Source organism: Acinetobacter sp. ANC 4654 (assembly GCF_002135425.1).
Classification (GTDB): domain Bacteria; phylum Pseudomonadota; class Gammaproteobacteria; order Pseudomonadales; family Moraxellaceae; genus Acinetobacter; species Acinetobacter kyonggiensis.
Window position 1 is genome coordinate 67,509 of record NZ_NEGL01000006.1, and the last position, 22,222, is coordinate 89,730.

The following is a 22,222-nucleotide window of genomic DNA, read 5'->3' on the forward strand; positions in this document are numbered from 1 at the left end:
ATTGACAGAAAACTCAGCGGATTATCATGACAAAAAATGCCTATTCCATTGGCAAATCACGACTAATTGATATACAGTTCTTAAGCAAAACTATCTTTTTTTATCTTTCAAACGTACAAGCTGAACAATCATGGCAACAATTAATTTACCTGACCATATCTTAGAAGCTCTTTCTGCTGTACTCCAACAACTACAGCAGAACTTACCAGAACTGAAACAAGAAACTGACTTTTCAGCATCTGCTTATAAATGGCAAGACAAACAATTGAAAGCCATTCAACAACCAAAGAAAATTTATTTAGATGATTTAAAAGGTATTGAAAAGCAAAAAGAAAAAGTAATCCAAAATACCTTACAATTTCTCCAAGGTCTGCCAGCGAATGATGTGCTACTCACAGGCTCGCGTGGTACGGGAAAATCCTCTATTGTCCGTGCTTTACTGACTCAATATGAATCTAAAGGCTTACGTTTAATTGAAATAGAACGTGATGATTTATCAGACTTACCCGAAATTCAGCAGCTTATTCAAGACCGTCCTGAAAAATTTGTTGTGTATTGTGATGATTTGGCTTTTAACGCAGAAGATGAAAATTACCGCAGTTTAAAAAGTGTGCTAGATGGTTCCCTACAGTCAGGCTCAAGCAATTTTATTATTTATGCAACCAGTAACCGTCGTCACTTATTGCCTGAATTTATGCATGAAAATACGCCTGTGACACGCGTGGATGTCCCGCAATACAACGAATTACACCCTCAAGAAGCGATTGAAGAAAAAATTTCATTGTCTGATCGTTTTGGCTTATGGCTGTCTTTTTATCCAATGGATCAGAAGCTCTATTTAGAAATCGTAGAGCATTATTTAACCAAAGCAGATATTCACTTTACTGATGAAGTCCGAGCTGAGTCTTTAAGATGGTGTCAATTACGTGGTCAACGTTCTGGACGTGCCGCTTATCAATTTTCCAAACATTGGATTGGCTCGCAACGATTAGTAGCCTTTTAATTTCGCATGATTTCTGAAATAATGATCTAAAATCAAATGCACCATCATTTTAGATTGTTATTTCAGTCGTTCCTATTTGTAAAAATTCTAGATTATTGATTGTTTAATATCTTCTCTCTCAAAACACTGAATCCTTTTATTTGGGCGATATAAACAGCTGTGGTGATATACGATATACATAGTTATATACATTGCAGTTTTGACATATCACAATGCCTTAAACTCTATCCAACCTCTTTATGAATAGTGTTTATTATTCAGAGAAATCACACATTTTAAGGAATCCCCCATGACCGATAATGAACAAGCTTCATTAACGCCTAAGTCTGATGCCAAACCATTTTCACGCAGTTTTGACTTTTCACTCGACTTTGAAAAGATTAATTTTAGAAAGCGTCCGACGTTATATCGCATTGGGCGCGGTGAAGAAGGTGTTTTATTGGTTGAACCGTATAAATCCGAAATTTCACCCTTTTGGCAATTTGAAAATGAAGCACAAGCCACTGAAAGTAGTACAAAAATCTTTGCATTATTCTTAGATTATTTAGAGAAGAATGATTTTGTTGGCGCAGACATGGCAAGAAAATTTTTGCTCATGGGTTATACGCGTGCGCGTCGTTATGCAAACCATAAAAAAGGCACATCTAAAACCGGCCGAAAAAATAAAGGTGCAACAACCAAAGTTAAAGTATTACTTAATGATGCTGTAACAACTGAAAAACATCCACGCAGCCATACAGATGAAGTCAAAGCGACTGTGGCGAAAATTTTTAAAGATAAAAGTGATCAAGCAAAATTAAATCCAAAATATATTGAGCTTAAAGATCAATTCAATGCATTGATTCGTCAAGATTAATTGACGCATTCATGAAGACCATCATTAAAAGAGTAATTTCTCATTGAGAAATTACTCTTTTTTTATTGTTTCGAGTCTCTTTTCAACAATACACAACTTAAGACCATTAATACTTCGACAAATGAAAATAAAAAAGAAGCTTTCGCCTCTTTTAAAAATCTAACCTTTATCCCTGCTCAGGATTACTCAATTCCGTCATTGGCCAACGCGGTGTCGTGGTTACCGACAAACCATCACATTGCCCTGCTTTTAAACGCTGATAACCTGCAAAGGCAATCATTGCCCCATTATCGGTACATAAGGCAGGTTCTGCATAGTAAACAGTCGCTTTAATTTTCGCTAAATCCGCTTCTAAACGTTCACGCAAACGCGAATTGGCACTGACTCCACCCGCAATCACCAAACGTTTTAAACCTGTTTGCTTCAACGCTTTAACCGATTTTTTAACCAAGGTATCAACCAAGGCTTCTTGAAAAGACGCTGCAATATCTGCTTCGCGGTTTTGACCAGCAACTTTTTTCAATTGAATTGAAACCGCAGTTTTTAAACCACTAAATGAAAAGTCTAACCCTTGATGTAACATCGGACGTGGAAAATCAAAAGCTGTTGCACTGCCTTGTAAGGCTAATTTAGAAACATTCGGCCCACCTGGATAAGCAAGCCCCATCATTTTTGCAACTTTATCAAAAGCTTCACCCGCAGCATCATCAATTGACTCGCCAAGGAGTTCATATTGACCAATGCCATGTGCTGCCATAAGCTGGGTATGCCCACCAGAGACCAATAAAGCGACAAATGGAAATTCTGGTGGGGTCTCAGACAATAAAGGTGCCAGCATATGACCTTCCATATGATGCACACCAATTGCAGGTTTATTTAATGCAAATGCTAAGGTACGACCAAATAATGCACCCGTCATTAACGCACCCATTAAGCCAGGGCCACGGGTATAAGCAATCGCATCAATTTCTGATTTTTGAATTTCACTTTCTTCAAGCAATTGATTCAATAAAGGAATCAGCTTACGGACATGGTCACGCGAAGCCAACTCTGGCACAACACCACCATATTCAGCATGCAATTTAATCTGGCTATATAGCACCTGTGCTCTTAAACCAACTTCACTGTCATAAAGTGCTAAACCTGTTTCATCACATGAAGTTTCTAAGCCAAGAACGATCATTAAACTGCCTTTTACCCGTATCTAAATATTGCTAATGCTATTATAGACTTGTGATATGAGATGTAAATGAGTAAAATACTGTCCTTCACTTGTGATCTAGGCAATCCAGTCTAGATCTTATCCATAACTTAATGAGGATTCTTCATGCCACAAGTTAAATTGAAAGAAGGCGAACCAGTAGACGTAGCTATCCGTCGTTTCAAACGTTCATGCGAAAAAGCGGGTGTTTTAGCTGATGTTCGTAAACGCGAATTCTATGAAAAACCAACTCAAGAACGTAAACGCAAAAAAGCTGCTGCAGTTAAACGCTACCAAAAGAAATTGGCGCGTGAATCTGTACGTACTACTCGCCTTTACTAAAATTAATTTGTGACTGATTGACTGAACTGGAAAAAAATAGATGACGACTTTAAAAAACCAAATAACTGAAGTTTTGAAAGCAGCTATGCGCGCTAAAGAAATGTCTAAGTTAACGGTAATTCGTGGTCTACAGGCAGCAATCAAACAAATTGAAATCGATGAGCGCGTAGAGCTTGATGATAGTCGAGTTCTTGCGGTCATTGAAAAACAAATCAAACAACGTAAAGAATCGATTAAAGCCTTTGAAGGTGCTAATCGACAAGACTTAGCTAGTAAGGAACAAGCCGAGGTTGAGATTATCTCTCAATTTCTACCAGCAGCTATGACTGAGGAAGAACTTGATTCAATCATTGCACAGACGATTACTGCGCAAGAAGCTACTAGCATGAAAGATATGGGTAAGGTGATGAATTCTCTACGTCCGATCATAGCCGGACGTGCCGATCCTGCACAAGTTTCTGCAAAAATTAAAGCAAAACTTGCGTAATCCCACGCTTATCAAAGTTATTCTTTAACGTTGAACTGCCTTTATTTCAGAGACAGTTCAAAAGTTGTTATTTTCTATTTCAGATCACATTGAACATTATATTTTTTCAAAATTAACATCTCTTTTGACGACATTACTTGATCAATTACATCTTGCTTAGTCATTTGTCTAAATTGACGATCTAAAGCCCCTCTATTCTGATCTGCCGCTTGATATAACCGATCAACATAATCCCCAACAATTCCACAGAATTGTACCTGCTGCTGTGCTGTGAAATTGCTCTGCCGCGCATCTAAGCCACTAAAAAAATTCCTTGTTTCCTGCTTATATTTGTTAGAAATTTTTTCCACCGCTGCTACATATTGCTCTACGCTCGCAAAGACACCATTAGATGCAGAACACCCCAGCATAAACATGCAAAATAATATTTTTTTCATAAATCAATCAATACTGTTCATCGTTAAAAATATAAATTCAAACCAAGATTATCATATACTTAGCAACTTTAGCGGTAGATTTCATTCATCTATATGCAAAAAAGATGGTTTGTATTCTAAGTAAGCCTGTTCCGTTGGTGCTGGCAATTCACCACTGGTTACCGTTCCCAAGCGTAAACGTATAACCTCAGGCAAATCCACTCGATAAGAATAAATAGGACTACCACACTCTTGGCAAAAAACACGTGCTTTATAAGGACTACGAAAATATTCTTTTAGAAATTTAATACCACTACTAATCTCGAATTTAGATTTATCCAACGCGCTATTCCAGCCAAATACAGAACCTTGAGCATGTTGGCAGTGCTTACAATAACAGATGATTGTTTTTTCAATATCCGCATGATAACGGTACGTTACTAAGCCACATAAACATTGTCCTTCAATCACATCCAACCTCCTTATTTTTATTCTCTTTGCTGTAAAAAATTATCCTGAATTAAATTTTTAGCTGTCGCTCTTTTTGCATCTCACCCAGTCGCATTTTAAGTTTTGCAGACAATACCTCATTATTTTTAACCAAACGCTCTGCATGCAACAATGACTTAATCGCATTTTCTTCCCAACCCGACCAATACTCAACCTCTGCACGATAACGTAATACATTCACTGTTCTAAAAGGTGATTGTTGATCAATATTGGCAGCTTGCTGCATTAAACGCCATGCAGAAATATCCCTCGGATTCTTATTTGCAAAGGGCTGAATCAAACTTAAGGCTTGCCCCGCTTCCTTTTGACGAATCAACACTTCTGCCAACTTAAAAGCTAAAGCTCGATTTTCAGGCATAATGCGTGCAGTGGATTGAATCGCCTTGTATGCCTCATCTACTTTATTTTGCCCTAAATAAACATCCGTTTGCATGAGAATCATCAAATTATTTAAACGCTGATGCAGCTTTGCCTGATCTAAAACTTGCTGAGCGAGAACATAGTCGCCTTGTTTTAAATAAAATACCGATAAAGCCAACTGTCCCGCAAAATTTTTACGATTTGCAAAAATCTGTAATTGTTGTTCCGTTGCCTGATTAGAGATCACCATACTGTACCATTTCAGTATTTCAAAATCTTCATCATGCAAATTCGACTTCACTTGAGGCAGTTGATTTGCCCGTAAGCGTGCTTCACTCATACGCTCCGTACTCAGTGGATGTGTCAACCAAAAATCAGGTAAAAAAGACACTTGACTGGTCGCGCGATGCATTACCTCAAAAAAATCAGCCATACTCTGTGGATTATAACCCGCTGAATACATATATTGCATACCAATACGATCTGCTTCACGCTCTTGGTTACGGCTATAATTCAGTTGCTTATCCATTAATGCGGCTTGTGTTCCTAGCATCACGGCTGTACCAACATCACCGTCCGCTTGCGAAGCAACCAAAGCCCCGACTAAAAGCCCAGCTAAAGTCAGTAAACCTTGCCCCTTAAAAGCTTCTTGTGAACGACTGTAATGACGTTGTGATACATGCGCCACCTCATGCGCCATTACACCAGCCACTTCATCCATATTTCGAGCAGAGGTAATTAAGCCTACATTAAGGGCAAACAATCCACCGGGAACAGCAAAAGCATTAATTTGAGCATCATTAATGACCACCAAACCTATAGGCTGCCCAAGCTGAGTTTGGCTTAAAATATGTGAAAATACATTGAATAACTGATCTTCCAACCATGGGTTTTCCATTACTGGCATGTGTCTTTGTACTTCACGAAAGACTTTTCCCCCAATCATTTTTTCTTTTTGCTGGTCAATTAAACCAATCCCACTACCAATTTCAGGAACACTAAACTGTGGCACAGCATTCAAATTAGCACTGTGCGTTGTCCCCATGACTGAAATCAAAGCTGTACTACAAGCCAATAAAAACCGTTTCAATGCTATATACTCAAACTGCTTTTTTTCAATTTATCAGACTATAGCATTGAAAATTGAAGACATTTGCAATGAAGTGTTATCAAATTTTAAGAAAATACAGGATTCACGAGATAAGGTGGCGTTCGCCCTTCAAGTGCATCCACCACATTACGATAGGCGAGTTCAGCCATTTTTTTACGCGTCTCTGCCGTGGCAGAACCGACATGCGGCAAAGTCACCACATTATTTAAATGAAAAAGTTCTGATTCTTGTAAAGGTTCTTTCAAATAAACATCAAGTCCCGCAGCAAAAATTTTACCTGCTTTTAGGGTATCAATGAGTGCCTGTTGGTCTACAACAGAACCACGGGCAATATTGACAAAAACAGCATGTGGTTGCATGTTATCAAATTCAGATTGACCGATTAATGCTTTAGATTCGGCATTTAAATCAACAGCAACAACAACAAAATCAGACTGTTGCAACAACTCATTTAAACCGCAATATTTTGCATTTAAAGGCTGTGCTAATTCTAATTTTTCACGACGATTATGGTAAAGAATATTCATATTAAAACCATAAAAACCACGACGTGCCACAGCAGCACCAATATTACCTAGACCAATAATACCTAATGTTTTACCAAAAATACCATGCCCAAATTGCGCTTCACCTACAGTACGTTGCCAATGACCTTGCTTGGTCCATTGATCTAAATAAGGTACTTTCCGCCCAGCACTCATCAGCAAAGTAAAGGCCAAATCAGCCGTGGTTTCAGTCAAGACATGCGGTGTATTGGCTAACCAAATTTTTTTCTGATTTAAATAAGCGAGATCATAATTATCATAACCCACACTCACACTGGAAATAATTTTAAGCTGCTGTGCCGTCGCCAAATTACCTTCATTCAGTAAACGCCCCGCACCAATCATAGCATCCGCATCTTTGACCTGTTCACGGATTTGCTCATTCACATCACCCTGTTTCGGGTTAATTACCACCACATGATACTGAGCTTGCAAGCGCTGAAGTACAGCTTGATCTAACTGACTAAAAACAACAACTTTCTTATTCATATCCCATCCGTGCTCTAATTACTTTTTTTGCATAAATTGCCATAGGCGTTTTTTCAACAATGGCTGATCAAGCATTTCTTGCAAGCTAGCCAAATTTATACTTTTAGGGTCAGTTAAATAAGGCAGCTGCCCAATTAAAATAATGTTTTTATCTGCACTAATGGCATCTAAGAAACCGTGTACATAACTGCATACACCACGACTATCTTGGAAATCAATCAAAGGAAATGGCCATTGCAGCTCATAATATTCAGCCTGAAGTGCCTGCTGAATATTATTCCAAAGCTGCTGTTGTTCGGCTGTCATTGCCGTAGCATCAACAACAATCACACAATCGGGTAAGCCAAAAGCTTGCAATTGAAAGGGTGCGATCTGTAGAAGCGAACGCTCTTCAACAACCAAAGGTGCAACTTCAGTTGGCACTTCTTTGATCACCAATGTGGGTATTGTTAAAGGCTCTGTCCGAGCAAGTATTTTAGGCTGCTCAACCTGAGATACTATTGCTATTTTAGGCTGAGATTTCGCAATGACAATTTCAGTCAGATATTCAGGTGCAGCCTGATCTCGCCAAATCGATGACGATGGCATATTCTGACATGCAGCATCCTTAGGAATCCAAATATCAATTCCTAATGTCGCCAATATGTCACGCTGATGCCCTATCATCTTTTTTCATCACCAATTTAATGCTTGGTATTCTAACGATAATATCCATATTTTGCTGTGCTTTTATTGCAGATTAGTTTAATGATCACTCATCTATAATTTTTTCTCACCTTATTTACACAATCATCAAACTATTTTTTTTCTGCATTTGTTCAACAATTTCACCGGTTTCAAAACCAAAACGCCAATACAGCAATTGCAATACGTCTAATTCATCTTGGGTAATAATGCGATCACTCCACAAACACAATTCTGCAATTCCCAAAATACTTAAACGGTCACGTAATAGCAAACCCGCGATATCATTCAAAATTTCAGCCAAATCAATGGGTTCATCTGAAATTTCTGTATACATTTCCAGTTCTTTCGCACCCAATACTCGCTTTAGAATTTTTTCACGTACATCCAGTTGATTTAGGCTATTAATCTGCTGCACATGCAATAAGGCATCAATCAAACGCACAATATCGGGTTTTACTTCCCCCAAAGAGGTTGGCATATGCAATGGCATAAGATTCAATTCAAATTTTACATATTCAAGCAGCAATTCATCTAACAGCCCAATTTCACCATCTTCTTGAATAATCCGAGCCAATTTGGTTAAAAATTGCCGTGCAATTGTGGCTGGCATACCCCCAGTGTTTTTACATGCATCATAAAAAATAGAAATATGCACACGACCATCCAAATTCAGCAAAGAATCGACAATTGCACGACTCACCTCTGCTTCCGCTGGAATAAATTCACGATATTGGCGAATCATTAAAATCGCTACCATAACTTCGCGCGAACCCGTCGCAGTCTGCAAAGCCCTTAATATCAATTCTGGGCGCTGCATATTATGTCGTATTTCTGGATTTAAAGGCTTAATGGCATCCTTAATGGCAAAACTTATGGGTGATAACCGCAATAGTGGTAAGGGTTGTGGTGAACTCCATGGCAAATATATTTCACTATTCATTTCTTCTAGAGATCGAAATAAACTAAATAATGGTTGATTACGTAGCTTCTTTAAATTTTCGAGCTGTAAATCTTGTACCAAACCTGGATTTAGCTCATAAATACGCTGTTCAATCGCTGGATGGATATTCATCCAATTTTGTGGACTTAAAGAGTTTGCAAAACACATATGCGAAATAGATTCAGCATACTCACTATGAATTTGCGAGCCTGAATGATGCACATAAATTCTTAATAGTGTCTGAACATTGGCGTCATTTTGAATAAGGCGCTTGGTTTTTTGATCATTTTTAAAAGTTCGACCACCCAAAGATATATATTTGATAAAACGGGTAATCAAAATCCCAAGGCTCCCAATCAACCAAATAACACCTCCCATTGCAACAAAGGAAGTCGCAAATTTATGCGTATGTGCTTGACCGTGCTTGGTAAAACCCAGTTTGGCAATTTTACTACCCCACTGGCTAAAAGTAGTCAAACTACTATAGAGAATTTTTAATCGCGTATTTTCTGCTGTTTCACCTGATAAAATTTTATTAAACTCATGACTTAATAACCCATAAAGCTCTAATTCATCTAAATTTTGTAAAGCACCCCAAGTCAAAATAATCACAATATCCCGCGGATAAAATCCAGCAGTCAGTGCATTTACACCAACTTCATCAGGAAGTACATACACAGCGGGTGTCTCAATTAAAAAGGTATTCGCCAATTGCTCCGTTACTCTTAAAGCAACGCTTTCTTCAGGAATACTTTCAATTAAACTGAGTCGACGAGCGCCCAACTGTTTTGCAAGCGAATGCCCACCTGAACGAAACACATAGAATTCGTAAAGCACAGAAATGGTCATCACACTAAGCAACAACACAATGAGATAAGGACTTAAAGCATGCCAAAAAATAGACTGAGTTGAATCAAGATAGAAGACCAACAAGCCCAAAATCGTATTTAAAATGAATAGCGTTAACAGCACCGCAAGTATACAAATACTTGCAGACCAAACCATGTTTTTATTTTTAATGAAAGAATAACCCGCGCTCTTCAATGTAAAGATCCTCTATTACATTGTCTTTATTGAACTATCATAAATGAAAAAAGCGGGAAATTCCCGCTTTTCATCGAATTAAAGAAGAATTTTATTCTTCTTTTACTCCAGTAAGATCAACTGATGCGGCATCAATATTCACATCAATATAACCACCTTTCGCTTTTTTTGCAGAATCATTACGTTTACGTTCAAGCTCATCTAAATAAGCTTCATCGATTCCGCCTGCAACGTACACACCATCAAATACAGAGCAATCAAATTCCTGCAATGCTGGCACTTTACTGGTACGCACTGCACCTTTTAAATCTTCCAAATCTTGGAAAATCAAACGGTCTGCACCAATAATTTCACGGATCTCTTCAACGCTACGACCTGATGCAATAAGCTCATCTTTCGCAGGCATATCAATACCATATACATTTGGATATTTCACCATAGGTGCAGCAGAAGCAAAAAATACTTTTTTCGCACCGGCATCACGCGCCATTTGAATAATTTCGTTACAGGTCGTACCACGAACAATCGAGTCATCCACCAGCAATACATTTTTGCCTTTAAACTCAAGTTCTACTGGATTTAACTTTTGACGAACTGATTTTTCACGCTGCTTCTGACCCGGCATAATGAAGGTACGTCCGATATAACGGTTCTTCATAAAGCCTTCACGGAACTTCACACCAAGAATATTGGCAAGCTCTAAAGCTGAAGTACGTGATGTATCTGGAATTGGAATCACAACATCAATATCGTGTTCCTCACCCCATTCACGTGAAATTTTATAGGCCAGTTTTTCACCCATTTTTAAACGTGCTTTGTATACCGAAATACCGTCAATAATCGCATCTGGACGCGCAAAATAAACGTATTCAAAAATACATGGACGATATTCTGGGTTTGTTGCACATTGCTGGGTAAAAATCTCACCTTCTGATGAAATAAAGATTGCTTCACCCGGTTCAATATCACGTTCAACTTTAAAACCTAAGGCTCTAATCGCAACAGATTCAGAGGCAATGATGTATTCCATGCCCTGTTCAGTTTCGCGTGAACCATAAATCAGTGGACGAATACCATTTGGATCGCGAAAGCCAACCAGACCATGTCCAGTGATCATTGCCACAACACCATAAGCACCTTTACAACGCTCATGGACACGTGAAACCACTTTAAAAATATCTTCCGCAGTTGGATTCAGCTTGCCATTTTTTTGCATTTCATGTGCAAATACGTTTAACAATACTTCTGAATCTGAATCAGTATTCATATGACGAAGATCTGTTTTAAACAAATCATCGTGAATTTCTTCAGCATTGGTCAAGTTACCATTATGCGCCAAAGTAATCCCATAAGGTGAGTTCACATAAAATGGCTGTGCTTCTGCACTGCTTGATGAACCCGCCGTAGGATAACGCACATGACCAATACCATAATTACCTAGCAATGCACGCATATGACGCGTATGAAAAACATCGCGTACCATACCGTTGTCTTTACGTAAAAACAACCGCCCTTCATGACAAGTTACTATTCCGGCTGCATCCTGACCACGATGCTGTAACATCGTTAATGCATCAAACAACATTTGGTTAACAGGTGACTTACCAGCTATACCAACTACTCCACACATAGCAACCTCGCAAACACGCTAGGATTAATAAAAAGGATTATTCGTTGATTCATCTGTACGCGCTGCATGCTTCGGCGTTTTATCAGATGACGAGCCTGAAGATTTCGATGCATCTTCAGACTTAATATGATCAAGCGCATCATGCGCCACGTCTTTTGAAAGTTTGGTTGCCCATGGTGCATAAGGCATCAGGCGCTGTACAAGTTTAGATTGTTTCCAATGGGGCGAACTTTCCACCCAAGGACCAATCCCCTGCATAGTAATCAGTACAATCAATAAACCTTTTAAAGAACCAAAAGCACCACCCGCTAAACGGTTTAATGGTCCTAGCTTCAAGCTCTTTAATATTTTATTGAGTAATGCAGTAACAATCCAAGTTAAAACCACAATCACCAATACAATAAATGCAAAAGCTGCTATTTTTTGTACCACTGGATCTTGACTCAATGAGACCATCGAAGGTGCTAAGATGACTGCATATTTTGCACCAATAATAAGTGCAAAAATCCATCCTACCAAGTTCGCAAAGGCTGTAACCAATCCTTGTCGCAAACCGTTTAGCCCTCCAATGAGCAAAATAATGAGTACAAAGATATCCAGTGTATTCATGATGGTTTTAGAGCATCAACACAATCTTTAATCAGTGTTGGCCCTGTATATATGAGGCCACTATAGATTTGTACAAGGTTTGCACCTGCATTTTGTTTAGCCAAAGCTTGTTCACCCGACAAAATACCACCGACACCAATCAATGGAATTTGACCATCCAAAGCTTTTGAAAATGCTGCTAAACATGCTGTGCTTTTCTCAAACACTGGCGCACCAGATAAGCCACCAGCTTCATCTGCATATTTAAGATTTTCCACGCCTTCACGTGACAAAGTCGTATTGGTCACAATCAACCCATCAATTTTAAATTGGAGCAATTGCTTTGCAATAAATTCAATATCTTCAGCGGTTAAATCTGGCGCAACTTTAAGCACAAGCGGTACGTAATGTTGATGTTCTTCTGCCAATTCAAGCTGACGCTTTCTAAGCGTTTCTAACAATTCTGTCAGCGCATCACCGCTTTGCAAGCTACGCAAATTTTTGGTATTTGGCGATGAAATATTCACCGTCACATAAGAAGCGTAATTATAGACTTTTTCAAGACAAATAAGATAATCATCGACTGCATTTTCAACTGGAGTATCGGCATTTTTACCAATATTAATCCCCAAAATTCCTTTGAATTTTGAAGCTTTAACATTTTCAACCAGTTTATCTACGCCATCATTATTAAAGCCCATACGGTTAATAATGGCTTTGGCTTCAACTAAGCGGAATAAACGAGGATGCGGATTACCCACTTGCGGACGTGGTGTAATGGTTCCAATTTCAATAAAACCAAAACCTAGTCCAGCTAAGGCATCAATATAAGCGCCATTTTTGTCTAAACCTGCCGCCAAACCGACTGGATTCGGGAATTGAATTCCCATACAAGTAACGGGTTTAGAGGCAATGCTTTGACGCATCATGCCCATACGATGAGCTGATTTCAATAACGATAGTGTTAGCTCATGTGCACGCTCTGGTGCTAAAGAAAACAACAAAGGGCGAGCAAGAGAATATAACATATCTGTAAAAGTCTACTGCTTTTTAAGTCGCCATATTATAGGCATAGCCTATCGAAAACACCATGCTTAGCGGATCTTTATTTTCACCCATTATTGTACTGTCGCTGTTAATTTAATCTGCCCCGCATCTGAAATTAATTCTAATTTTTCAAGAGTTAGTCCCATTTGTGCTAATTGCGTTAAAAAATTGGCTAAAATTGCATAATTCGCATGTGTCGCCACAATCTGAATTTGCTCACCTGCTTGTTGCGATGCAACCGACAAACCCTGCTGCTGAGCAACACGCTGAACTTTATCCGATGCACTTAATTGCAAATCATCAGCAGGTTTCATGGTCACCGCATTACTTTGCATCCAAACCATCATGTCTTTTAAATCATTGACACGGTTTTGCTGTTTTTCTGCTGCCGCATGCATATACCAAAGTGCGGAACCTACTGTAGCAACCACCACAACAATCGTGGTAAAAATCACCATATAGCGCTCACGCACAGACAGACGCTCAAGATAGTCGGTAATTCTTTCTATCAATTTTTCAATGGAGTTATGTATTGTTTCTGCTGTTTTCATTATTGTATTTTCACCAATCCAATGACACCCGTGCCATTCGGCTGAATATTTCCTAATTCAACCTTAAAGCCTTGTTGGTTAAGCTGTTGAGTCAAACCCTGTAATGTAGCAGCAGAATTGGCTTTCAATTCCATATTTAAAATAGAGGTCTCGTAATTAACACGGTTAGCGACAATCTGATTTTGCATAAGCACTGGACCAACACGGCTTAATAATTGTAAAGATTGCGTATTGGCACCTTTATTTAAGCGCACATGACTTTCAAACTGACTTTTTAAATTTTGTTCAGTCACACGGCTACTCTGCCCGAACCAATATTTGTATTGATCAATCGCTTGCAGCGCAGTCTGATCTGCCACTTTCTTATATTTATACCAACGTGTCGCATCATAGCCAAACTGAACCACAAGTGCAGCAACCAGCACAACAGCACATGCCTTCCAATAGCCCGAGATAGCTGTCTCAGTTTTTGCTTTAGGTAGAATATTAAATGGATGAGACTTGGCTTTTTTTAATACAGGTACTTCATAATGAAACGTTTCAATCTGATCAGATGCAACCATAGCTTCAAGGCTCTGCATTTGCTCAGCCGTAAAATTACTAATCTTATAACGCTGCCCTTGAAGCTGATAATCTAAAAATAAAGCCAGATCATCGACGGAATTCCCCATAAATTCATTTTCACGTACCAGTAAACGTCCAGATACATTGGCAATGACTGTTTGCCCCACATCAGGGCTCGGCAAAATCAGAAAATCTGGCAATAAGGAAATGACCTTAACTGGAATCAAGGTCAAGGCATGTTGTAGTGTTTCAACCGTCGTATTTGCAACACCCAAAATAATGAGCTGGTCTGGATTCTGAAAATGATGCAATACCTTCATTGAATCAATGGGCAAAACCACAAATTCTTCAAGTAGATATTTAACCCCATCTACACCTAATTTTTTATATTGTGGCTTGGCAAAGATTTGTTGCAGCATTTGCACATCACGGCTTGGAAAAAACGCGACCGCTTCTTCACCATGATAGGCTTGAGTCTCTTGAATTAAATGCTCAAGACTAGAGGCTTGATACCAGCTCTCTCCAGTCGACCATTGCCAAACCCCATTGGCTTCAGGCATCCATAAATACAACATTAATGTTTTTCTGCCATTTTAATTAATATTTTATGTGTTTGGAATAAAACTTTTTAACTGCGTAGACAACCCAGTTGTAATGACTGCTTGCTCATAAATACGCGCTTCAGCCAAAGCATAAGGATAAAAAGATTCCGCGGTCAATAATGATGAAATATGTGCAACCACATTCATATGACAAACCACAACAATAGATTCATAAGGCAATTGAGACAACCATTCAATCGCCAATTTCGCATCATCTTCAGGCTTAATTTTATCGCACAACATTACAGGCACATCATAAAAATAATGTTGCAGATGTGCCAAGGTTTCTTGTGCACGCAACAAAGGACTGACCACAAATACATCGGGCTGAATCACATCCTTTAAATACTCTGCAACTTGCTGTGCTTGTCTATGCCCTCGCTCAGTTAATGGACGTTTATCATCATTCCCATTGACCGATGGAGAGGCCTCACCATGACGGACTAAAGTGAGTTGCATTAAAATTTCCTTATTTTCAAGATGTAGCGATTATACCTGAGCTTTATGACAGCGCGAATTTATTCAATTATATTAAAAATCACACTTCATTGTGCGGCAAAACAAACTCTACATCACTACGATGCCCATTTTTCATTAATGAAAGTGCAATGGTTAAAGGTGGTGCGCCTTCAAAAATCACATTATATAAAGCACTGGTAATCGGCATATACACATCCAATTCTTCCGAACGGCTTCGCACCTGTACAATGGTATTAATACCCTCTGCCGTTTGACCTAACTCAGTGGTTGCTTGTTCCAATGTTTTACCTGAACCTAGCGCAAAGCCCACTTGATAGTTACGGCTTAAAGGACTGCTACAAGTCGCAAATAAATCCCCCACACCAGACAGACCCAAGAATGTCAGCGGATTGGCACCCAATTTAACCGCAAAACGACTCATTTCAGCCAGTGCACGGGTTAAAATCATACTTTTGGTATTTTCACCCACTTTATAAGCAGCTGCCATCCCCATTGCAACAGCATAGATATTTTTTAAAGCACCACCAAGTTCCACACCATGCACATCATCACTGGCAAAGACACGGAATAATGCACTGTGTAAAGCTTGTTGTACTGCATAACGCACCAGTTCCGACTGACTTGCAATCACAGTTCCCGCTGGCTGCCCTGCCATAATTTCTTTGGCTAAATTTGGTCCTGAAAGTACACCATAAGGAACTTCAGGTAATTCTTCACGAATGATGTCACTCATAAAGCTAAAGGTTTTAGCTTCAATCCCTTTGGTTAAGGACACAACCGCCTGAGAAGTAATAAATGGCTTAATTTGTTGAAGCACATTACGAAAAGAATGACTTGGAATCGCCACCAAAATAATATCGCGATTACAAATTGCCGTTTCTAAATCTGTCACCGCTTTTAAACCAGACTCTAAAGTAAAATCAGCTAAATAGCGTTTATTTATATGCGTTTGATTAATTTCTGCGGCTGCCGCTTCATCCCGAATCCAAATCATGGTATCGCAGCCGTTTCGAGCTGCTGTATTGGCCATTGCAGTACCGAAACTACCACCACCCAAAACGGTTACACGTAACGCAGTTTTTTGATCCACTGAAACAGGTTCAACAAGATCTGAAAATTTTAACTCTGACATTATTTTTATATCTCAACTCATTCTTCAATAAAGTTATTTGTTCCAATAACTGACATAATTTTGTGTATTTATTTCTGCACGTGCTGGAATAGCTTTAACTGCCGTTCCAATATAAATAATTCCAGAAATTAAATCATCTTTCGTTAGGCCTAAAAGTTGTTTAAATAAATTAGACTCAACTACAGCACCACTACGCCACATCGTTGAAAAACCTTGAACTTGCAGTGACAACAGAAAATTCTGTATCGCGGCACCTGTACTTAAGGTTTGCTCAAAATTAGGAACTTTCGGATGCGGCTGAAACTGAGTCAATGCCAAAACCAAAAGTGGCGCACGAAATGGATGATTTTTAACCCGTTCTAACTGAGTCTGATCAGTCTCACCCAAATCTGCCAAAGCTTTAGATAACAACTCACCAAAAGCGCCTCGCTGATCATTAGGAATAACAATGAAACGAGTCGGCTTTAAACGATGATGATCTGGCGCAGTGAGTGCCGCTTGAAAAGCTTTTTCTAACTGCTCTGCATTCGGTGCCGGCTCGACCAAATGACCAATCGACTGACGTTGATGAATATTATAATGAACCGTATCTACCACTGAATCCGTCATTGGTTTCTATATCTATGTACTAAAATATTTCAATAAGATTAGCACACTCTTATTCAGATTCTCTAGAGCGATAAACCAATGTGCTCTACTCAACCCCAATCTTACAAATTAATCAGTCACAGAGTGCCCATATAAAACTGCATATTTTATACAAGTCTTTCAAAAATCATCCAAAAAGTTATGCTCAAATACCTTTTATTGTTTTGAAAATAAATAAGGGGAAAAAATGAATAAATTTTTCGCACTATGTTCTACAGCTATCGCTACTCTAGTATTAACTGCCTGTGCATCAAACCCAACTGCATCCTTAGCGATTCAAAAAGAAAATAATCAATATGAAGTCACAGGTGTGGGGAAAAGTAATTTAATTGCTAAAAACAATGCGATTGCTGCCGCAAACACGACCTGTGGTAAAAAAGCCACTGCTGTCATTGTTGATGAAAAAACTGAATATAACGGTGCATTAAAAGGTGTTGTTGATGAACAAACTGGACAAATGATTCAAGCTGCCGCGAGTGTTATAGGCACTTTAGCAGGAAAAAATGGCAGTCTTGCTCGAGATGAAGACTATCAAACCACGCTCACTTTTAAATGTCGAACAAACTAAGCAATTGCACAACCACTTAACCCCAGTAAGACATCAATGATACTTAAAGCATTTCAAAAAGCCGCTTTAAATTAAGTAATACTAATCAGCTAAGGGGTTTACAATAAACTCCTTAGCTTTTTTAGTTATTTAACACAGCTATTAGACCTCTTTCATAAATCAACAAATAATCATCAATTGGCAGTGAAATTAATATTGAAAGCTCCTTATCTTGCGCCATATATGGCTCAGGGAGAAGGTTAGGATGAGGGGGTTTTTTAATAAAATCCCCTCCCTGAGCGGTATTCCGCGCAAGTCTCCTTAAAAGGAGAGGGAATATCCATTGTGAATTTATTATTGTTTAAAAAATGGATTATGAAAGAAGTCTATTTATAATTTTAAATCAAATCTTTTAATTTAATTCATTACCTTAAATAAACTTAAATGAGAAGCCTTAAAATATATTGTGAGTTCGCAAGATAAGGATGACATTTCCACGCATAAAACAGCACCATAAATTTAAATAAAAAAAGCCAGTCAATTTCTTAACTGACTGGCTTTAGTTTTAAATAAGCAGCTTTTTACATTTAATGTGATTGGGTTTTTAAATTAACAATAACCATCTAAACGCGTTAAAGGTAATTTTTGACCAATGGCTTTTTCAATTTCTGGAAGATAGAACGCATCATCTTCAGACAAGAAACTAATACTCACACCACTTGAACCTGCACGACCTGTACGACCGATACGGTGCACATAATCATCAGACTGTTCTGGCAAAGTAAAGTTAATTACATGTGAAACACCATCCACATGAATACCACGACCTGCAACATCGGTTGCAATCATAATATTATGCTGACCATTTTTAAATTGATCTAACATTTTTATACGTTTGTCTTGTGCAATTTCACCAGACAACATCACCACTTTATAACCATCTCTTTTTAAATGATCATACAGTTTACGCACTTGATCACGACGATTGGCAAAAATCATGACTTTTTCAATCGGTTCATCGCGCAAGATTTCTTGCAATAACTTGTATTTATCTGTTTTTGCAACCATATAAACGCGCTGCTCAACATCTGCATTAGTTTTCTTTTCTGGCTCAATTTCCACAGTCACTGGTTCAAATAACCATTGTTGTGCCAAATTTAAAACATCATAACTAAAGGTTGCCGAAAACATCAGCGTTTGACGCTGCTCTTTACGCGGTGAATAACGAACAATTCGTTTTACCGATGGGATGAAACCCATATCCAATAAACGGTCTGCTTCATCAATCACTAAAAATTCAATTTGGTCTAACCAAACTTCTTTTTGTTCAACGAAATCAATTAAACGACCTGGTGTTGCCACGATAATATCGACGAATTGCTTATCAAGTTGTGCTTTTTGCTTATCAAAATCTACACCACCCAACAAAGTAACTAAATGTAAATCTGTAAATTTGGTTAAATCTTTAGCATCACTTTCAATCTGCAAAGCCAACTCACGCGTTGGTGCAAGAATAAGTGCACGTGCTTCACCGCGAAAGCGTTGTTCTTTAATCGGATTATTGAGTAAATCATTAATTACACTGACGAGAAAAGCAGCTGTTTTACCCGTACCCGTCTGCGCACGACCAATCGCATCATGTCCAGCCAAAGTGAATTTTAAAACCTTTTCCTGAATGGGCGTCATTTCTTTAAAACCTAAAGCATCAATAGCTTGTTTAAGTTTCGGATGTAAATTTAAGGTTTCAAAACCAGATGACATAAAAATGTGCTCTAACTTAATAATCAGGAAAATAGCAGCCTATTATAAACAAAAACGCCCCAAATTACATTGGGGCGTTCTCATGAATAATCAGGCGATTAGTCTAAAGGTTGTACTTCTTCAGCTTGGAAGCCTTTTTGACCTTTAACTACGCTGAATTCAACGCGTTGACCGTCACGAAGTGAACGGTGACCGTCACCTTGGATAGCGCGGAAATGAACGAATACGTCGTCGCCGCCATTACGTTGAATAAAGCCGAAGCCTTTAGTGTCGTTGAACCATTTAACTACGCCTTGTTCACGAGCTGTCATAAGTTAATCCTCATTGTATTTAATAGAAGGACCACCCGGTGTTGCAAACAGCAGAGTAAACAAGGTTTAAAAATATTTATTATTTCTAAGCTTGTAATCATTCTGTATTACTATTAACAAAATCCCGGTTACATCCATTACTGTATTCAATTTTAAGACAAATTTAAGTGTTGTCATTATTTTGAATACGCAAAGAGCTTAACACGGGTTTCTAACAATTCATACTGTTTTTTTGATTAATCTGCGTTATTAATTCAGCTATTTTTTTACTGATTATTTCTTACTTTTATAAAAGTATCTTGATGTTGTGATTCAATAATTTTATTTTTGTTTGGCGCTAAATTTGCTAACATTTAAGAAAGTTTTACTGGATATTAAATAAGATGAATGATCTAGCAAATACAGCGATGATTATAGATGCAATGGGAAAACCTTGCCCCATGCCCTTATTGATGCTGAAGCGAGCACTCAAGAATAAATCAGATCATCTATTTTTGCTAAAATCTTCAGATCCACATAGTCAACAAGATGTCATGCGCTATTGCCAAATGCATCAGCTCAAATGCATCATGACAACAATTTCCGATTCGGAATATCACTACTTAATTGAATCTTAATTATTTTCAATTAGACTATCGCTTTTCAAATTTGCATAAAAAATTACATTTCTCTACCCAATTTTCCTTAATTCACAAAAATATTAGATTAAGATAAAATTTAAGTTGGTTATGTCATCCCATTTAAAGGAGAACACATGAGTGACAGCAGCAATCAATTGATGCCCCTGTCATTATCGGCGCCAGGGGTAAATCTCGGTGCTTATATCAGTACTGTCAATCAGATTCCTATTTTAACGGCTGAACAAGAAAAAGAGTTGGCTGAACGCTATTATTACGAGCAAGATTTAGACGCAGCAAAAATGCTGGTGATGTCGCATTTGCGTTTTGTGGTTCATATTGCCCGTAGTTATGCAGGCTATGGTTTGCCGCAGGGCGACTTAATCCAAGAAGGCAACTTAGGTCTAATGAAAGCCGTTAAGCGCTTTGACCCCAATATGGGCGTGCGTTTAGTCTCTTTTGCAGTGCATTGGATTAAAGCTGAAATTCATGAATATGTGATTCGTAACTGGCGCATTGTTAAAATTGCAACGACCAAAGCTCAGCGCAAACTTTTCTTCAATTTACGCAGCTTAAAAAAATCGAGTAAAAAACTCACACTCGATGAAGCAAAATCTATTGCCAATGACTTAAATGTGACACCTGAACAAGTCTTGGAAATGGAAGGTCGACTCACTGCCTACGATGCTGCCTTTGAAGCACAAGGTGATGATGACGATGAAGGTTCAACGCATATTGCACCCGCATTGTATTTAGAAGATAACCGCTATGATCCAGCGCGTCTTGCCGAAGAAGAAGACTACGAGGAACAAAGTAGCTCCGCCCTTCATAGTGCAATGGACCAACTTGACGATCGTTCACGCAACATTTTACAGCGCCGCTGGTTAGACGATGAAAAATCGACACTACATGAATTGGCTGCTGAATATAATGTCTCTGCCGAACGTATTCGTCAGTTAGAAAAAAATGCAATGGAAAAAATTAAAGTTGCAATGTCTTCTAATTAAACCATTGGACTGATTTTATTCCATCATTAAAGAAAGGGCTGCGTGCCCTTTCTTTATATTTAGCAATAAGCATTGTTGCTTTTCGCCTTTCGTGTAAAGCCTAAAATATGTTAAGGTTAGGCGCAAATTTACTCATATGACAATTGCTTATGTGGATTGCAATTTCAGCCCTTAACTTAGCACTTGCGGTCATGCTTGGCGCATTTGGTGCACATGGCTTAAAAGCACATGCGACCGAAGCTCAACTGGCATGGTGGCAAACAGCGACTGATTATTTTTTCTATCATGCACTTGGGCTTTTGGCACTTGCCATTTTAACCAGAGTTATTCCTCAGCTTCCAATTAAAGCCAGTTTTTTACTCATTCAAATCGGGATTGTATTTTTCTGTGGCTCTTTATATGTCATGGCGTTAGGCTTACCGCGTATTTTAGGTGCCATTACACCCATTGGTGGTGCACTCATGATTGCAGGTTGGCTGCTACTTGCTTGGAATGCATTTAAATACGCGAAATAAAGTAAAAATAGGGACATCAGTATGCATATTTATTTAAATGGCGAATCAAAAAATACGTCATGTAGCAATTTATTAGCATTGGTTCAAGAGTTAGCACTTGAAGGCAAACGCTTTGCTGTAGAACAGAATGAAATGATCATCTCCAAAAGTAAATTGGCACAAACGCTGATTTGTGCTGAAGATCATATCGAAATTATTCATGCCGTCGGTGGCGGCTAATTCGGAGCTCCC

26 protein-coding genes are annotated in these 22,222 nt (G+C 38.5%); 9 read left to right on the forward strand and 17 right to left on the reverse strand.

Features of this window, described 5'->3' with window-relative positions:
• The first annotated feature begins 130 nt into the window (after positions 1-130).
• Together B9T24_RS10310 and B9T24_RS10315 are read left to right on the forward strand one after the other, a co-directional pair.
• A complete protein-coding gene (locus B9T24_RS10310) occupies positions 131-1,003 on the forward strand; it encodes an ATP-binding protein (protein ID WP_086165687.1) in 873 nt (290 codons plus the stop codon).
• Positions 1,004-1,292: 289 nt separating this feature from the next.
• On the forward strand, positions 1,293-1,859 hold the full coding sequence (locus B9T24_RS10315) for a DUF4385 domain-containing protein (RefSeq protein WP_086165688.1): 567 nt from the start codon (positions 1,293-1,295) through the stop codon (positions 1,857-1,859).
• Between the two features lie 166 nt (positions 1,860-2,025).
• Here B9T24_RS10315 and tsaD read toward each other — a convergent pair whose 3' ends face one another.
• Positions 2,026-3,042, reverse strand: coding sequence for a tRNA (adenosine(37)-N6)-threonylcarbamoyltransferase complex transferase subunit TsaD (gene tsaD / locus B9T24_RS10320; RefSeq protein WP_086165689.1), 1,017 nt, complete (start codon positions 3,040-3,042; stop codon positions 2,026-2,028).
• A 144-nt stretch (positions 3,043-3,186) separates the two neighbouring features.
• Between tsaD and rpsU the strand changes: the two genes are divergently transcribed.
• Together rpsU and B9T24_RS10330 are read left to right on the forward strand one after the other, a co-directional pair.
• A complete protein-coding gene (gene rpsU, locus B9T24_RS10325) occupies positions 3,187-3,402 on the forward strand; it encodes a 30S ribosomal protein S21 (protein ID WP_001136722.1) in 216 nt (71 codons plus the stop codon).
• A 40-nt stretch (positions 3,403-3,442) separates the two neighbouring features.
• On the forward strand, positions 3,443-3,889 hold the full coding sequence (locus B9T24_RS10330; RefSeq protein WP_004648662.1) for a GatB/YqeY domain-containing protein: 447 nt from the start codon (positions 3,443-3,445) through the stop codon (positions 3,887-3,889).
• A gap of 74 nt (positions 3,890-3,963) precedes the next feature.
• Here B9T24_RS10330 and B9T24_RS10335 read toward each other — a convergent pair whose 3' ends face one another.
• From B9T24_RS10335 to B9T24_RS10400, 14 genes are all read right to left on the reverse strand, one after another.
• Complete coding sequence (locus tag B9T24_RS10335) at positions 3,964-4,326, reverse strand: hypothetical protein (RefSeq protein WP_086165690.1); 363 nt, start codon at positions 4,324-4,326, stop codon at positions 3,964-3,966.
• Positions 4,327-4,407: 81 nt separating this feature from the next.
• Positions 4,408-4,776 carry a GFA family protein gene (locus tag B9T24_RS10340; protein ID WP_086165691.1) on the reverse strand — a complete coding sequence of 123 codons (369 nt, stop codon included), beginning with the start codon at positions 4,774-4,776 and terminating at the stop codon, positions 4,408-4,410.
• Positions 4,777-4,825: 49 nt separating this feature from the next.
• Positions 4,826-6,265, reverse strand: a complete 1,440-nt coding sequence (locus B9T24_RS10345) for a M48 family metalloprotease (RefSeq protein ID WP_086165692.1) — start codon at positions 6,263-6,265, stop codon at positions 4,826-4,828.
• 86 nt (positions 6,266-6,351) lie between these two features.
• Positions 6,352-7,320 (reverse strand): 2-hydroxyacid dehydrogenase, encoded by a 969-nt coding sequence (locus B9T24_RS10350; RefSeq protein WP_086165693.1) that lies wholly within the window; start codon positions 7,318-7,320, stop codon positions 6,352-6,354.
• 18 nt (positions 7,321-7,338) lie between these two features.
• Positions 7,339-7,986 carry a hypothetical protein gene (locus B9T24_RS10355; RefSeq protein WP_086165694.1) on the reverse strand — a complete coding sequence of 216 codons (648 nt, stop codon included), beginning with the start codon at positions 7,984-7,986 and terminating at the stop codon, positions 7,339-7,341.
• Positions 7,987-8,101: 115 nt separating this feature from the next.
• Positions 8,102-9,952: a M48 family metalloprotease gene (locus tag B9T24_RS10360; protein ID WP_171264891.1), complete on the reverse strand. Its 1,851-nt coding sequence runs from the start codon at positions 9,950-9,952 to the stop codon at positions 8,102-8,104.
• A 130-nt stretch (positions 9,953-10,082) separates the two neighbouring features.
• Positions 10,083-11,621: an amidophosphoribosyltransferase gene (purF, locus tag B9T24_RS10365; protein ID WP_086165696.1), complete on the reverse strand. Its 1,539-nt coding sequence runs from the start codon at positions 11,619-11,621 to the stop codon at positions 10,083-10,085.
• Positions 11,622-11,645: 24 nt separating this feature from the next.
• Entirely contained in the window at positions 11,646-12,230 is a 585-nt protein-coding gene (locus B9T24_RS10370) for a CvpA family protein (protein ID WP_086165697.1), read from the reverse strand.
• The gene (locus B9T24_RS10375; RefSeq protein WP_086165698.1) at positions 12,227-13,237 is read right to left on the reverse strand and encodes a quinone-dependent dihydroorotate dehydrogenase; all 1,011 of its coding nucleotides are present in this window, start codon (positions 13,235-13,237) and stop codon (positions 12,227-12,229) included. The genes B9T24_RS10370 and B9T24_RS10375 overlap by 4 nt, the downstream gene beginning before the upstream one ends.
• Positions 13,238-13,327: 90 nt before the next feature.
• Complete coding sequence (gspM, locus tag B9T24_RS10380) at positions 13,328-13,807, reverse strand: type II secretion system protein GspM (protein WP_086165699.1); 480 nt, start codon at positions 13,805-13,807, stop codon at positions 13,328-13,330.
• Positions 13,807-14,946 carry a type II secretion system protein GspL gene (gspL, locus tag B9T24_RS10385; protein WP_086165700.1) on the reverse strand — a complete coding sequence of 380 codons (1,140 nt, stop codon included), beginning with the start codon at positions 14,944-14,946 and terminating at the stop codon, positions 13,807-13,809. Before gspL ends, gspM begins: the two co-directional genes overlap by 1 nt.
• A gap of 30 nt (positions 14,947-14,976) precedes the next feature.
• Entirely contained in the window at positions 14,977-15,432 is a 456-nt protein-coding gene (locus B9T24_RS10390; protein ID WP_086165701.1) for a SixA phosphatase family protein, read from the reverse strand.
• Positions 15,433-15,511: 79 nt separating this feature from the next.
• Positions 15,512-16,585 (reverse strand): NAD(P)H-dependent glycerol-3-phosphate dehydrogenase, encoded by a 1,074-nt coding sequence (locus B9T24_RS10395; protein WP_086165702.1) that lies wholly within the window; start codon positions 16,583-16,585, stop codon positions 15,512-15,514.
• Between the two features lie 33 nt (positions 16,586-16,618).
• Positions 16,619-17,194: a nitroreductase gene (locus B9T24_RS10400; protein ID WP_086165703.1), complete on the reverse strand. Its 576-nt coding sequence runs from the start codon at positions 17,192-17,194 to the stop codon at positions 16,619-16,621.
• Positions 17,195-17,420: 226 nt separating this feature from the next.
• On the opposite strand from B9T24_RS10400, the gene B9T24_RS10405 reads away from it, so the two are divergent.
• Positions 17,421-17,801 carry a hypothetical protein gene (locus B9T24_RS10405; protein WP_086165704.1) on the forward strand — a complete coding sequence of 127 codons (381 nt, stop codon included), beginning with the start codon at positions 17,421-17,423 and terminating at the stop codon, positions 17,799-17,801.
• Positions 17,802-18,389: 588 nt separating this feature from the next.
• Here the strand turns inward: B9T24_RS10405 and rhlB are convergent.
• Positions 18,390-19,541, reverse strand: coding sequence for an ATP-dependent RNA helicase RhlB (gene rhlB, locus B9T24_RS10410; protein ID WP_074945237.1), 1,152 nt, complete (start codon positions 19,539-19,541; stop codon positions 18,390-18,392).
• Between the two features lie 98 nt (positions 19,542-19,639).
• The gene (locus B9T24_RS10415) at positions 19,640-19,852 is read right to left on the reverse strand and encodes a cold-shock protein (protein WP_004648643.1); all 213 of its coding nucleotides are present in this window, start codon (positions 19,850-19,852) and stop codon (positions 19,640-19,642) included.
• A 383-nt stretch (positions 19,853-20,235) separates the two neighbouring features.
• Between B9T24_RS10415 and B9T24_RS10420 the strand changes: the two genes are divergently transcribed.
• From B9T24_RS10420 to thiS, 4 genes are all read left to right on the forward strand, one after another.
• Positions 20,236-20,469 (forward strand): sulfurtransferase TusA family protein, encoded by a 234-nt coding sequence (locus B9T24_RS10420; protein WP_086165705.1) that lies wholly within the window; start codon positions 20,236-20,238, stop codon positions 20,467-20,469.
• Between the two features lie 137 nt (positions 20,470-20,606).
• Positions 20,607-21,476, forward strand: coding sequence for an RNA polymerase sigma factor RpoH (gene rpoH, locus B9T24_RS10425; protein WP_086165706.1), 870 nt, complete (start codon positions 20,607-20,609; stop codon positions 21,474-21,476).
• Between the two features lie 149 nt (positions 21,477-21,625).
• Positions 21,626-21,991, forward strand: a complete 366-nt coding sequence (locus B9T24_RS10430) for a DUF423 domain-containing protein (protein WP_004648639.1) — start codon at positions 21,626-21,628, stop codon at positions 21,989-21,991.
• 21 nt (positions 21,992-22,012) lie between these two features.
• Positions 22,013-22,210: a sulfur carrier protein ThiS gene (gene thiS / locus B9T24_RS10435; RefSeq protein ID WP_086165707.1), complete on the forward strand. Its 198-nt coding sequence runs from the start codon at positions 22,013-22,015 to the stop codon at positions 22,208-22,210.
• Positions 22,211-22,222 lie beyond the last annotated feature (12 nt).

What these genes read in the sequence shown, in the direction of transcription:
- B9T24_RS10310 (WP_086165687.1), top strand. Translation starts at nt 131, where the DNA reads ATGGCAACAATTAATTTACCTGACCATATCTTAGAAGCTCTTTCTGCT.
- B9T24_RS10315 (WP_086165688.1), top strand. Translation starts at nt 1,293, where the DNA reads ATGACCGATAATGAACAAGCTTCATTAACGCCTAAGTCTGATGCCAAA.
- tsaD (WP_086165689.1), bottom strand. Translation starts at nt 3,042, where the DNA reads ATGATCGTTCTTGGCTTAGAAACTTCATGTGATGAAACAGGTTTAGCA.
- rpsU (WP_001136722.1), top strand. Translation starts at nt 3,187, where the DNA reads ATGCCACAAGTTAAATTGAAAGAAGGCGAACCAGTAGACGTAGCTATC.
- B9T24_RS10330 (WP_004648662.1), top strand. Translation starts at nt 3,443, where the DNA reads ATGACGACTTTAAAAAACCAAATAACTGAAGTTTTGAAAGCAGCTATG.
- B9T24_RS10335 (WP_086165690.1), bottom strand. Translation starts at nt 4,326, where the DNA reads ATGAAAAAAATATTATTTTGCATGTTTATGCTGGGGTGTTCTGCATCT.
- B9T24_RS10350 (WP_086165693.1), bottom strand. Translation starts at nt 7,320, where the DNA reads ATGAATAAGAAAGTTGTTGTTTTTAGTCAGTTAGATCAAGCTGTACTT.
- B9T24_RS10355 (WP_086165694.1), bottom strand. Translation starts at nt 7,986, where the DNA reads ATGATAGGGCATCAGCGTGACATATTGGCGACATTAGGAATTGATATT.
- B9T24_RS10360 (WP_171264891.1), bottom strand. Translation starts at nt 9,952, where the DNA reads ATGGTTTGGTCTGCAAGTATTTGTATACTTGCGGTGCTGTTAACGCTA.
- purF (WP_086165696.1), bottom strand. Translation starts at nt 11,621, where the DNA reads ATGTGTGGAGTAGTTGGTATAGCTGGTAAGTCACCTGTTAACCAAATG.
- B9T24_RS10370 (WP_086165697.1), bottom strand. Translation starts at nt 12,230, where the DNA reads ATGAATACACTGGATATCTTTGTACTCATTATTTTGCTCATTGGAGGG.
- B9T24_RS10375 (WP_086165698.1), bottom strand. Translation starts at nt 13,237, where the DNA reads ATGTTATATTCTCTTGCTCGCCCTTTGTTGTTTTCTTTAGCACCAGAG.
- gspM (WP_086165699.1), bottom strand. Translation starts at nt 13,807, where the DNA reads ATGAAAACAGCAGAAACAATACATAACTCCATTGAAAAATTGATAGAA.
- gspL (WP_086165700.1), bottom strand. Translation starts at nt 14,946, where the DNA reads ATGTTGTATTTATGGATGCCTGAAGCCAATGGGGTTTGGCAATGGTCG.
- B9T24_RS10390 (WP_086165701.1), bottom strand. Translation starts at nt 15,432, where the DNA reads ATGCAACTCACTTTAGTCCGTCATGGTGAGGCCTCTCCATCGGTCAAT.
- B9T24_RS10395 (WP_086165702.1), bottom strand. Translation starts at nt 16,585, where the DNA reads ATGTCAGAGTTAAAATTTTCAGATCTTGTTGAACCTGTTTCAGTGGAT.
- B9T24_RS10400 (WP_086165703.1), bottom strand. Translation starts at nt 17,194, where the DNA reads ATGACGGATTCAGTGGTAGATACGGTTCATTATAATATTCATCAACGT.
- B9T24_RS10405 (WP_086165704.1), top strand. Translation starts at nt 17,421, where the DNA reads ATGAATAAATTTTTCGCACTATGTTCTACAGCTATCGCTACTCTAGTA.
- rhlB (WP_074945237.1), bottom strand. Translation starts at nt 19,541, where the DNA reads ATGTCATCTGGTTTTGAAACCTTAAATTTACATCCGAAACTTAAACAA.
- B9T24_RS10415 (WP_004648643.1), bottom strand. Translation starts at nt 19,852, where the DNA reads ATGACAGCTCGTGAACAAGGCGTAGTTAAATGGTTCAACGACACTAAA.
- B9T24_RS10420 (WP_086165705.1), top strand. Translation starts at nt 20,236, where the DNA reads ATGAATGATCTAGCAAATACAGCGATGATTATAGATGCAATGGGAAAA.
- rpoH (WP_086165706.1), top strand. Translation starts at nt 20,607, where the DNA reads ATGAGTGACAGCAGCAATCAATTGATGCCCCTGTCATTATCGGCGCCA.
- B9T24_RS10430 (WP_004648639.1), top strand. Translation starts at nt 21,626, where the DNA reads ATGTGGATTGCAATTTCAGCCCTTAACTTAGCACTTGCGGTCATGCTT.
- thiS (WP_086165707.1), top strand. Translation starts at nt 22,013, where the DNA reads ATGCATATTTATTTAAATGGCGAATCAAAAAATACGTCATGTAGCAAT.